Annotated in this window: 11 protein-coding genes; all 11 read right to left on the bottom strand. The window is 35.9% G+C overall.

All coding sequences use genetic code 11. The features are described 5' to 3' along the window. Nucleotides 1–32: 32 nt before the first annotated feature. The 11 genes from FQV26_RS04290 to FQV26_RS04240 all read right to left on the bottom strand — a co-directional run bounded on the left by FQV26_RS04290 (nucleotide 33) and on the right by FQV26_RS04240 (nucleotide 11,731). On the bottom strand, nucleotides 33–1,352 hold the full coding sequence (locus FQV26_RS04290) for a hypothetical protein (protein ID WP_146556129.1): 1,320 nt from the start codon (nucleotides 1,350–1,352) through the stop codon (nucleotides 33–35). Continuing rightward, nucleotides 1,345–2,469, bottom strand: coding sequence for a glycosyltransferase family 4 protein (locus tag FQV26_RS04285; RefSeq protein ID WP_261384314.1), 1,125 nt, complete (start codon nucleotides 2,467–2,469; stop codon nucleotides 1,345–1,347). The genes FQV26_RS04290 and FQV26_RS04285 overlap by 8 nt, the downstream gene beginning before the upstream one ends. A 31-nt stretch (nucleotides 2,470–2,500) precedes the next feature. Next, the gene (locus FQV26_RS04280) at nucleotides 2,501–3,820 is read right to left on the bottom strand and encodes a nucleotide sugar dehydrogenase (RefSeq protein WP_146556127.1); all 1,320 of its coding nucleotides are present in this window, start codon (nucleotides 3,818–3,820) and stop codon (nucleotides 2,501–2,503) included. 15 nt (nucleotides 3,821–3,835) lie between these two features. Next, entirely contained in the window at nucleotides 3,836–5,083 is a 1,248-nt protein-coding gene (locus tag FQV26_RS04275) for a glycosyltransferase family 4 protein (protein ID WP_146556126.1), read from the bottom strand. 3 nt (nucleotides 5,084–5,086) lie between these two features. After that, nucleotides 5,087–5,716, bottom strand: a complete 630-nt coding sequence (locus tag FQV26_RS04270) for an acetyltransferase (protein WP_146556125.1) — start codon at nucleotides 5,714–5,716, stop codon at nucleotides 5,087–5,089. Next, nucleotides 5,703–6,344, bottom strand: coding sequence for a sugar transferase (locus tag FQV26_RS04265; protein WP_146556124.1), 642 nt, complete (start codon nucleotides 6,342–6,344; stop codon nucleotides 5,703–5,705). Before FQV26_RS04265 ends, FQV26_RS04270 begins: the two co-directional genes overlap by 14 nt. A gap of 2 nt (nucleotides 6,345–6,346) precedes the next feature. Next, nucleotides 6,347–7,459: a DegT/DnrJ/EryC1/StrS family aminotransferase gene (locus tag FQV26_RS04260; protein ID WP_146556123.1), complete on the bottom strand. Its 1,113-nt coding sequence runs from the start codon at nucleotides 7,457–7,459 to the stop codon at nucleotides 6,347–6,349. Nucleotides 7,460–7,516: 57 nt separating this feature from the next. Then, entirely contained in the window at nucleotides 7,517–9,358 is a 1,842-nt protein-coding gene (locus tag FQV26_RS04255; RefSeq protein ID WP_146556122.1) for a polysaccharide biosynthesis protein, read from the bottom strand. Nucleotides 9,359–9,485: 127 nt separating this feature from the next. After that, entirely contained in the window at nucleotides 9,486–10,253 is a 768-nt protein-coding gene (locus tag FQV26_RS04250; RefSeq protein WP_146556121.1) for a tyrosine-protein phosphatase, read from the bottom strand. 49 nt (nucleotides 10,254–10,302) lie between these two features. After that, nucleotides 10,303–11,004: a CpsD/CapB family tyrosine-protein kinase gene (locus FQV26_RS04245; RefSeq protein ID WP_146556120.1), complete on the bottom strand. Its 702-nt coding sequence runs from the start codon at nucleotides 11,002–11,004 to the stop codon at nucleotides 10,303–10,305. A 4-nt stretch (nucleotides 11,005–11,008) separates the two neighbouring features. Beyond that, the gene (locus FQV26_RS04240) at nucleotides 11,009–11,731 is read right to left on the bottom strand and encodes a YveK family protein (RefSeq protein WP_146556119.1); all 723 of its coding nucleotides are present in this window, start codon (nucleotides 11,729–11,731) and stop codon (nucleotides 11,009–11,011) included. Nucleotides 11,732–11,735: the final 4 nt, after the last annotated feature.

The raw sequence follows: 11,735 nt of genomic DNA, 5'->3' as shown, positions 1-11,735 counted from the left end.
GCTTTATTTCTCCTATCTACTACAAAACTCTCTTAGGATTTAAAATTAATTTTTTTTTGATTCGCAGATATCTCTTCTTTTTTATACATTTCGTTAACTCCAATTGCCACACCCATTAAAATCCATGGAAATAGGCCAACTCTTATTTCTCTATAAAAATAGTATCCTGTAGAAAAAACTTGATAACTTAAAAGACCTACTAAAGAAGCTATGATTAATACTAGAACTTCTTTATTATTTATGTTTCTCTTGATGTTTTTCAGGAAATACATTGAAATAAATAATATTAAAGAATATTGAAAGAAAAATCCTATTGCTCCATAAAGAACTAGTATATTTACTGGTTCTACTTCAATGAAAAAATTTAAATCTCCTTGGCTTTGAAATACTTTAGATAATCCAAATAAATAATCCATGGGGCTATCTAATAAACTAATTCCATATTCTATTTGATCTGTTCTTTCACCGCCATTTGTTTTAAATAACTCAGTCCATCTAAATACTATAGTTTCAACAAATTCGTTCCCTGCTTGGTACAAAGAATATCCAAAAGCGTAGACGACTATTATCAAAACAGAAAAGTATATAGTAGGTTTAAAACTTTTTTTATAAATATAGACATCTATCAAATATAATAAAATTACAGCAAATACAAGAGCTAACATCCCTGCTCTGGCTTGGCTGGTGACTATATTTAAGATAGAAAGAAATATCAGAGAAATTGAAAGTAGTTTGTAATGACTAGAGTATTTATATACAGAATATGCAAATATAAAAAAGAAAGTGGCTAGTCCACCATTTGCTGTGGCAAATTGTGCTATTCCATGAACTCTTATTGCATGCAAGGATCTATCTAGATGAGCTAACTGAATATCTACTTTTGTGAAAGGATACATTTCTACAAGAAATAACCTTCCTGCCCAAGGTATCCACTGTAAAACACCTATCAACATACCTATGTTTGCGACTATTAAAAAGTATTTAATAAAAACTTTAGCATCTACTTTATTCTTATAAAATATTATCGAAAATGAAATTAAAAACAAAAAGCGCACAATATACTGAATAGAATCTGTCGGGAATTTAAAAGTCCCAAAGGCTGAAACTGAACCGTAGAAAGCTGAAAGAAAAACTTCTAAAACTATCATTCCACAAATAATTAAAATTGGCTTTAACACATACGGAATTGCAATTTTTCCTAGTAGAAGAATTAATAATATAAACATTCCAATTGGTGTTAATAAATACAATACGGGTACTCCAAAAGAACCTATATTTAAAAATGGAAGTATTGATAAGAAAAGAACGAAAAAAAGTGTCACTTTGTTTAAGTTTATCGTGTAATCATTCATTTATATCTTCCTTTTCCGACACTACACTAGTATAAATTTCATTGTATGTACCTTCAATATTAGACCAATTAAACTTATCAATACTCGACACACAATTAATAGACAAATAATTGTATTTATCTATAATTTCAAGAACTTTTTCGGCAATATTTTTAGAATCGAGCGGGTTTACTGAGTATCCTATAAAACCATTTTCGAATTGTCTATCAAATCCTTGTTCTTCTGTATAAATAATTGGCAACCCTTGACTCATAGCTTCAGCATATACTAATCCAAAGGTTTCTTTTAATGAAGGCATGATAAATATATCGTGACTTCTATATACATGTAATAACTCCTCCTTTTTGAGAGGCGTTATGTAATTCACATAAGATTTTTCTGTAATTTTTTTATAAATATTTTCGTCTGTAATTTTTCCTACTATAGTAAATTCAATTGAGAAACCTTTTTGTTTTAGCAACTCTATAGCCTGAAGTGTACTTGTTATATTTTTATTTTCATTGATTTCACCAACATATAGTAATTTGAGATTAAAGTTTTTTTCTAAACTTCTGTTACTCCCTAAGTTATTTATCCAAAAATCATCTATTCCATTCGGAATCACAACGGATTTTTTTCTCACTTCCTCTTTTTTAAGTTCGGGAATATACTTTTCAATAACAACCTCTCTATAAGCTTCTGATAAAAATATGATTTTTTGTGCGTGTAATAATATACTAACCCCAGTTTTTCTTAAGTAAATTACTTTTTTAAAGAATATATTCACATCTGTATTTCGCACAGCTACAATGTAAGGCAAACTATACTTTTTTTTCATCTTCATTGCTATATATCCATTAGAAAAAAGAGAATGAGCATGTATTAGAGAAAAATTTTCTACATCATATTTTTTTTGAAGATTCTTGTGAATCTTATAATGTTTTATATGATAAAAAAATCTATCTATTTTTTTGAAGTTAGGGCTTACCGTTATATATTTCCCATGATTAGAAATGTTTTCCTTATCATTTTTCGCTATCGGAACAAAGACTTCTATATCCATCTTCTTTTGAATTTGTTTTTCATATAAGTTTTTATAAAAAAGGCTTCCATTAAAGTAGGAATTTACATGTAGAATTTTTATTTTAACCAGCCCTCCTTTTAATATTCTACAATCTCCAGTAACTATAGCCTCTGTCTATAATTTCTTCTTCATCTAATATACTTTTTATATCAATGAGTACTTTTTCTTCTTTTTCCATTTTTCCATACAGAGAATCCAGTTTAGTAAGTGAAATTTCTTTGAACACATTATGTGCCACAGCTAAAATTAAGCAATCAGCATCTTTGACATCATTAAAATTAGTTAATTCAATATCGTATTCTCTTTTAGCTTCTTTTGGATCTGCTTCAGAATCCACTATAATCGGATCTATTCCATATTCTCTTAAATTCTCAATAATATCTATTACTTTAGAATTTCTTGTATCTGGAGTGTTTTCTTTAAATGTAAGTCCTAATATTACTACTTTTGCTTTTTTTACAACTTTGTTTGCAAGTATTAATTTTTTTATAGTGGCCTCTGCTATAAATTTCCCCATACCATCATTAATTTTTCGACCAGACAGTATAATTTGACTATGATATCCTAACTTCTCAGCTTCATATATAAAATAATATGGATCTACACCTATACAGTGTCCCCCAACTAAGCCTGGATAGAATTTTAAAGCATTCCATTTAGTGTTCATCGCTTCTATCACTTCATTAGTATCAATATTCATACGATCAAAAACCATAGCAAGTTCATTCATAAATGCAATATTTATGTCACGTTGACTATTCTCCACAACCTTAGCTGCTTCTGCTACTTTTATAGAACTTGCTCTATGTACTCCAGCTTCAATGACAAGTTCATATACTTTGGCGATTTCTTCTAAACTTTCTTTATTAATTCCTGAAACAATTTTAATTATTTTTTCTAAAGTATGTACTTTATCACCCGGGTTAATACGCTCTGGGGAATAACCTACACTAAAATCAGTTCCGCACTTTAGTCCGGACTCTTTTTCTAAAATCGGAATACATATATCTTCAGTAACCCCGGGGTATACTGTTGATTCATATACCACTATGGAACCTTTGCTAAGGTTTCGTCCAATAATTTTACTTGCCCCTTCTACAGGTGCTAAGTCTGGAGTTTTATCTGAATTAATAGGAGTAGGGACTGCTACAATAAAAAACTTAGCTTCTCTTAATTTCACCTCATCTGACGTAAAATCGACTTTTGCATGCTTAATAGCCTCATTACCAATTTCATTTGTTGGATCGATTCCTGATCTATATAAATCAATTTTACTAGTATTTAAATCGAATCCAATTACTTTTACTTTTTTTGCAAATGCAACTGCTATTGGCATACCCACATAACCTAAACCAATAACAGCTATTTTTTCTTTATTTTTTATAATTTCTTCAAATAATTTCATTCTTATATCCCCTTTTTATATGTTTTCAATTACCTCAACAAGCTTTTTAGTTAATACTTTAAAATCATAAGTGTAAGCTACTTTTCTTGCATTATTACCCATTTCATGGCTGCCAACTTCACTTTCGAAAAGTCTAATAATTGCTTTGGCAATGTCTTCAGGACTCTGTTTAATAGCACTTATTCCGCATTTAGTACTCTCACAAATACTGTAACCGGTAGAATAGGTTTGAATTATAGGTTTTCCAGCAGCTAAATATTCAAAAAACTTATTTTGACTTTGACCGTATTTATCTAATGAAGTGCTAGAATTATGTAAAATATTAGCATGTGACTTCTTTAAAATTGCTGGAATATATTTTTTTTCAACTCTACCTTTAAAAATAACGTTATTTATATTTTCTATTTCACATCTCTGTTTTAACATTTCACTTTCATCGCCTGAACCATAGATGAGTATTTTGATATCTTCTATTCCTTCGGACTGAATAATCTTAGCTGCATCTAAAAGCATTCCAATATTGTTTACTTTTCTTATAGATCCTGCATAAACTATATTTCTAAATTTTTGGCTATCCAAATCCGAGTCACTTATTTTATTCTCCAAACTATTTTTATCAAAAGTATCTATTATTACACCGTTACTTATATGACTAACTTTTTTTAAATCGATTTCCTCTTTCCAGCCCTTATCAACTATATAATCTTTTCCGCCTTCCCAAGTCATAATTACAGAGTCAGCATTCTGATAAATCCACTTTTCACCTTGATATAAAGCTTTTATAAAAGGGTTTTTTCTACTTAATACACCATATGCTACTATGCTTTCTGGCCATAAATCTCTTACCTCACAAATACAAGGTATACCAAATTTTTTCGCTATCTTTATACCCGCTACCATAGTCAAAGGATGGACACTCGAAGCTAAAATTACATCTGGTTTTCCATATTTCTCAGCATATTCTTTTGCAACTACGAAAAGATTCTTGTAAAACGTAAACATGTTCAATACTCTTTTTTTTCCGTCATTTCCGTATTTAGGTGTTTTGATAAAAACAAAAGGTATCTCTCCGGAATTTTTACTTAAGTACTTTTGATTTCCGGTATCAATACTTTCATCAGAATTATGTATTGTTGATGCGCAGAAAATAGTAGGGTTATATCCTTCGTTCTTTAAATTTTCCGCAAACCAATAATGTCGGCCTGCTTGGTCTTTAAACATATTTGTTGCATAATGATTCCATATCCATACATTTTTTTTCATATTCTATGCTCTCCTTGCCGGAACCCCAATATATAGACCAGATTCTATCGTATCTTTCACCATTACTGCACCTGCACCGATTTTGGAATCTCTGTGTAAAGATATATTGTTGCTAACAATACTACCTATTCCTAACCAACAGCGACTGCCTACTTTTACCGTCCCAGCTAAATGAACCCCCGGAGAGATATGAACAAAATCCTCAATAAAATTATCATGATCTATAGTAGATCCAGTATTAATGATGCAACCTCTTCCGATTTTAGTTGAAGAGTTAATAATTACACCCCCCATCACTACTGTACCTTTCGCTATTTCGACTTCTTCTCCAATAACGGCTTGTGGGTGAATTAATACTGGTATAGTTGCTGCTAAATCATTTAATGCTTCTTGAATTTTCTCTCTTGTGGAATTGCTACCTATAGCCACAAAGATATCCCATTCATCAACATATGTCTTCAAATCTTTTGAGTTTCCTATCACATCAAGACTAAGGGATTTTTTCAGAGTCTCATCATCATCTAAAAAAGCAATACGTTGCCATTTATTCATCTTAAAGGCTATATCAGCTACTACTTTCCCGTGGCCGCTAGCACCAATTATAAGAAGTTTTTCTTTCTCAACTTTGTTCATACGTATCATTCCCTTTAAAAGCTTCCATAGTAACAGTAGTATCCGAACTAATACCTTCTCGAATAAATACTTTTTTCAATGTAAGAAATATAATTTTCCAATCGCCTATAAAGCTAACTTTGTTAACGTATTTTACATCGAGTTTGAACTTTTCTTCCCAGCTAATTGCATTACGACCATTTACCTGTGCTAATCCTGACAAGCCAGGTCTAACATCATGACGGTGTTTTTGAAACTCATTGTACAATGGCAAGTATTGAACTAATAAAGGTCTTGGTCCGATAATGGACATATCGCCCCTTAAAATGTTTAAAAGGCCTGGCAGTTCATCTAAGGAAGTCGATCTTAAGAACTTACCAAACTTGGTCAAACGAATACTGTCAGGTAATAAGTTTCCCTTTGAATCTCTTTGATCAGTCATCGATCGAAACTTATACATTGAAAAAATTTTTTCGTTCAATCCTGGTCGTTCTTGTTTAAATAGCACTGGACTTCCTAATTTTGTCCGAACAAGAACCGCCACAATAAAGAACACTGGACTAAGAACGATAATTGCTATTAAAGAAAGAATAAAATCCATTGGACGTTTCAAAAATTGTTTGTATATCCCACCATTTGTTCCGTTCATACTTATTCCCACAACTCTCGAATAATCTTTATTACTCTTTCTAACTGCTCATCCGTAATTTTCGTATCACTCGGTAAACAAATTCCATTCTTAAACAATTTTTCAGAGACATCCGTCCCGACAAAGTCATACTTCTCAAAGTAAGGCTGCATATGCATTGGCTTCCAAACAGGTCGTGACTCAATATTCACTTTTTCAAGAGCATCCATTACTTCAACCGGACGAACCTTACCAGTCAATGTCATGGCGCTCAACCAGTAATTCGGTTTGTCCCAATCATTGCCCGGCATGAATTCTACACCTTCAAGGTCACTAAGGTTACTCTTATAAAAATTGTATATATAATTTTTCTTCGCCACTCGATCATCCAACACTTTAAGCTGACCTCTACCGATACCCGCAACCACATTGCTCATTCGATAATTAAAACCTAATTCGCTATGTTGGTAATGTCTCGCTTGGTCTCTAGATTGTGTAGCCCAGAATCTAACTTTTGAAATACGCTCTTCATTGTTGGATACAAGCATCCCACCACCTGAAGTGGTGATGATCTTATTGCCATTAAAAGAGAAGATTCCGTAGTCCCCAAATGTTCCTGTGTGTTGACCTTTATAATAAGTTCCCAGCGATTCCGCCGCATCTTCAATCAATGCAACATTATATTTTTTACAAAGTGCTATAATTTGATCCATATCTGCCGATAAACCATATAGATGGACTAACAATACAGCTTTAACTTGAGGATACTTTTCAAAAGCCTCTTCTAATGCTTTCGGTGACATATTCCATGTCTCATAATCACTATCGATAAAAACCGGAATGGCATTTTGATAGATAATTGGATTCGCTGTTGCCGAGAACGTCAATGTTGAACAAAAAACGATGTCGTCTTTTTTGACTCCCGCTGCTTTTAAAGCTAAGTGAATAGCTGAGGTACCGGAAGACAGTGCTGCTGCAGCTTTCGAACCTACTTTAGCTGCTAATTCATTTTCAAATTCGTTTACATTTGTACCAAGAGGCGCAATCCAATTAGTATCGAATGCTTCTTTTACATAATGCTGCTCATAGCCTTCATCGCTCATATGTGGCGATGAAAGAAAAATCCGCTCTGCCATTTTCTTGCATCCTTCCTCAACCTATCCATCTAGTTTATTTGGAAATTATCTCTTCTATTAATTACTTACTTTCAGTAACTCTTTATCTCTTAAATCAATATTCTTTCTATTAGCTAAAGAAACCAATACTTCCTTAACCTCATCATTCCGCATATCAGGCAACTTATCCAGCAAATAAGTCAACTCGCCTTCACTTACCGGATTCGCCTTCCCAATATAAATCTTCGGAAATACCTGCTCGGTTTGAATCTCGTTGTCATTCAACAATTCTTCAAACAACTTCTCTCCAGGACGAATACCTGAAAAATTGATGCCAATCTCGCCTTCTGCATAGCCAGACAAACGGATCAGGTTCTGAGCCAAGTCAACAATCTTAACAGGCTCGCCCATATCCAAGACAAATACTTCTCCACCTTCAGCTAAGGTCCCCGCTTGAATAACAAGTCTCGAAGCTTCTGGAATCGTCATGAAGTAACGAGTCATGCGCGGATCTGTTACAGTAACAGGACCGCCTGCCGCAATTTGTTTCTTAAATAGAGGAATTACTGATCCACGAGATCCCAGAACATTACCAAATCGTACCGCTGCGAATTTTGTATCGCTCCGCTTCGCGAGATTTTGAACAATCATTTCAGCAAAGCGTTTTGTTGCGCCCATGACGTTCGGTGGATTTACTGCTTTATCAGTCGAAACCATAACGAAATTACCTACACCACTTAGATGAGCGGCTTCCGCTACGTTCTTCGTTCCGTAGACATTGTTTTTGACTGCTTCCATCGGATTTCCTTCCATTAAGGGGACATGTTTATGCGCTGCTGCATGGTAGACCACATCTGGTTTATATGTATTCATGATGTCAATTATGCGTTCGCGATCTTGGACATCCGCGATGATTGGAATAATTTCTGTATCAGGAGACAGTTTTTGCCGGAGCTCCATATCAATCAGATAGATTGAATTTTCACCATGTCCTAAAAGCAATAACTTCTTCGGCCCAAATCGTACAATTTGTCGGGATATTTCTGATCCTATCGAACCCCCGGCACCTGTAACAAGAATTGTTTTACTGGTTAACTGATTCGCGATTTTGTCCATATCTAACTTAACTTCGTCGCGACCCAATAGGTCTTCAATCTTAACGTCCTGGATATCTGTCACCGATACTTTACCTGTCATGATGTCTTCAATCATCGGAATCGTCTGTGTACGAATACCCGAGTCCATACAGGTTTTGATCAGCTCAGCTGTTTCCTGTTTACCGAGCGACGGAATCGCGATGATAATGGTGTCGATCAGATTATCCTTCGCGATGTCGGCAACGTTTATTGTATTTCCGTGTATCACCCGTACCCCATAAATATCAAGACCTTGTTTGTTCTTGTCATCGTCAACATACAAGACCGGCAGTAAGCCGTTTTCGGGATTCGTCAGTAATTGGCGCGCCACTAAAGTTCCAGCTTTTCCTGCTCCGACTATCAAGGTGCGCTTTAAGTCAGAATTCTTATGTTTGATTTTCTTGTCGCGAAACAAGCGCCAAGACAGGCGTGATCCTCCAATTAGGATGAGATGAAGCATCCAGGTAATAGCCAATGCACGAAACAGAACATCTCCACGGTATAGATACTGCACCAATCCAATCACTAGTATTGACCAGCTGACTGCTTTGAAAATGGAAGTTAATTCCCCAATCGAAGCATACTCCCAGACTTTTCGGTACAGACCGTAATACATGGCCAAAGCGTGGTGTGCGATGAAGATTGTCAACGCACTTGCTAGAAGAAATTTGTTTTGTAATACGGCATTGTAGGGATACAGCACGTAATAGCCGACAAATACAGAGAAAAAAACGATAAATGAATCGACTATTAAGAGTAATGAGACACGGTTTTTCAAAGACAATAGAGGTCAATCCTTTCGATATCCAATACTTTATTCATATATGGGTAAAAATCTTTTCTCATTCTAACATACTATGAAATGGAAATGATAGGATTTTTGAAACAAAATAATACTTTTTTATTGTTTTTTATGCAAATATATTCCACCATTTACCTTTACGGATGTCTTCTGGCTCTAATACATGTAAATGATCATCCAACAGGATACGATCATTGTTCTCCAAGAAAATATCGACCATTTCGTGCTGATTCTTCTTTTCTAAGTAATCGAGACCTTCGTTAAAAAGGAATGGTCGCTTGTCTAAGCTATGTACGTCTGACCCGTAAACATGAATCAAATTCGCATCAATCAGACTCATTGCTGTGCGTTGAATCGCTTTACCGAAACTGCCCGCAACGGACCCTGCTGTAACTTGAGCCAGCGCACCATGCAGTAACAGCTTCTTCAAGCGTTCAGGCTTTTCAATAATTCCTTGGTTGCGCTCAGCATGCGCGATGATCGGTACATAGTTACGGGTAATCAATTGCTGGATAATGGGTACCGTATATGCAGGAATTCCAGATGACGGCAACTCCAATAGTACGTAACGAGAACCTGCCATCGTCAATGCTTCTTTTGCAGCCAGCTTCTCGGGCAATTTCTCACTTAGACGGCATTCTTGTCCGCTATATATCTTAATCGGCAGCTGCTCTTGTGCAATATAGCTATTGACCAGCTCCAATTGTCTATTTAAGGCTGCGAGGTTGGTATTGAAGTTCGGGTGAAAGGCGTGAGGTGTGGTAATAATGCCAGTCAATTGTTCTTCGACTGCTTTTTCAAGCATCCGTTTTGTCTGTTCCATCGTTTCTGCTCCGTCGTCGAGTCCGGGCAGGATATGGGCGTGCGTGTCGATCATTGTGTCATCCTCCTTTGATGCTTAAAAAAAAGTAAAAAGGAAGCCCTTTTTACTCTGTATTTCCGTAATATTGATAGTAATAGCTGTCTTTTGCCAGAGCGTAATTATTCAACACCGCACCAATTAGTCGGCTATTTGAAGAGTCAATGGCTTCTTTTGCTTTTAACGCCATTTCTTTTTCGGTATTTCCTGAGCTAACCACTAGAATGGTGCCTTCGCATTTATTCGCCAAGATTTGTCCATCCGTTACAGAAAGAACAGGCGGCGCATCGAAGATGACTAGGTCATAAACCTCTTTCAACTGCTCAATCAAGGCTGTCATGGACTTGGAAGCCAATAGCTCAGCTGGATTTGGCGGAATTGGTCCGCATGTCATCAGATCCAAACGCTCAACTGCCGTTGGGCGGATAACTTCTTGGATAGCATTTTGACGTGTTAATACACTAGACAAACCAACCGTATTCCCCATACGGAATGTATAATGCGTCGTAGGTTTGCGCATATCGGCGTCCACCAGCAATACTTTTTTGCCTTCCTGTGCGAAAACAACTGCGAGGTTTGCCGAAGTTGTCGACTTTCCTTCCGAAGGTGCTGCTGAAGTGACAACAAGGGTACGGATTTCTGCATCCGGTGATGAAAAGTTTATGTTTGTACGCAAGGTACGGAATTGTTCCGATACGAACGAACGCGGTGTTGTAAATGCGATGAGTTTACGTGCAGTTTCCTGCAGGACTTTTTTCTTTCTCGCCATTGTGTTATCCCGCCCTTCTGCTTGATGTTGTCGATTGTTCTAATTTTGCTTCTTCTTTAATAGGTGAAATGACTCCGAGTAAAGGAATACCCAGAATTTCTTCAATGTCTTCTTGTGTCTTAATCGATGTATCCAAGTATTCAAGCAAGAATGCGATTCCTACTCCAAGCATCAATCCGATGACTGCGGCAATCGCCATATTCAGCATTGGATTTGGTGCAACCGGTGATGGATTTTCTTTTAATACAGCCGGCGATAAGATTGAAACGTTGTCGACGTTCATCAAATCCATAATTTCGCCTTCAAAAACTTGAGCTGTCGTATTGGCAATTTCTACTGCCTGCGCCGGATCTTCGTCTTGAACCGTAACATTAACCACCTGAGAATTTTCAGCGGTAGCGACGGTGATTTTATTGTTCAGCTGCTCGACGGTCATATCAAGGTTTAACTGACTTGACACTTCATCTAAAATCGCTGGACTTTTGATGATGACTGAATATGTATTGATCAATTGAAGGTCGGTTTGGATGTTCTGGTTCGTCAATTGGGCAGCATCCGACGCTTCCTGGTTGACCAGGATCTGTGTGGAAGTCTCATACATTGGAGTGAGGACTAAAAACGATACAACTCCTGCGATGGTAATGGCTAATAGAGTCATAAGAGCAATTAGCCCAGCCCGTTTTTTCAGCGTTTTAAACAGGTCTTGTAAACTGATGGTTTCTTCCATGTAG

The organism is Planococcus sp. CPCC 101016, from assembly GCF_007859295.1.
Classification (GTDB): domain Bacteria; phylum Bacillota; class Bacilli; order Bacillales_A; family Planococcaceae; genus Planococcus.
Note: the sequence above shows the minus strand (reverse complement) of the source record. Positions and strands in the feature narration are given on the sequence as shown.

Bases quoted from the DNA above. Each gene is read 5' to 3' on its own strand.
- FQV26_RS04290 (WP_146556129.1), bottom strand. From the start codon at position 1,352: ATGAATGATTACACGATAAACTTAAACAAAGTGACACTTTTTTTCGTT.
- FQV26_RS04280 (WP_146556127.1), bottom strand. From the start codon at position 3,820: ATGAAATTATTTGAAGAAATTATAAAAAATAAAGAAAAAATAGCTGTT.
- FQV26_RS04275 (WP_146556126.1), bottom strand. From the start codon at position 5,083: ATGAAAAAAAATGTATGGATATGGAATCATTATGCAACAAATATGTTT.
- FQV26_RS04270 (WP_146556125.1), bottom strand. From the start codon at position 5,716: ATGAACAAAGTTGAGAAAGAAAAACTTCTTATAATTGGTGCTAGCGGC.
- FQV26_RS04265 (WP_146556124.1), bottom strand. From the start codon at position 6,344: ATGAACGGAACAAATGGTGGGATATACAAACAATTTTTGAAACGTCCA.
- FQV26_RS04260 (WP_146556123.1), bottom strand. From the start codon at position 7,459: ATGGCAGAGCGGATTTTTCTTTCATCGCCACATATGAGCGATGAAGGC.
- FQV26_RS04250 (WP_146556121.1), bottom strand. From the start codon at position 10,253: ATGATCGACACGCACGCCCATATCCTGCCCGGACTCGACGACGGAGCA.
- FQV26_RS04245 (WP_146556120.1), bottom strand. From the start codon at position 11,004: ATGGCGAGAAAGAAAAAAGTCCTGCAGGAAACTGCACGTAAACTCATC.
- FQV26_RS04240 (WP_146556119.1), bottom strand. From the start codon at position 11,731: ATGGAAGAAACCATCAGTTTACAAGACCTGTTTAAAACGCTGAAAAAA.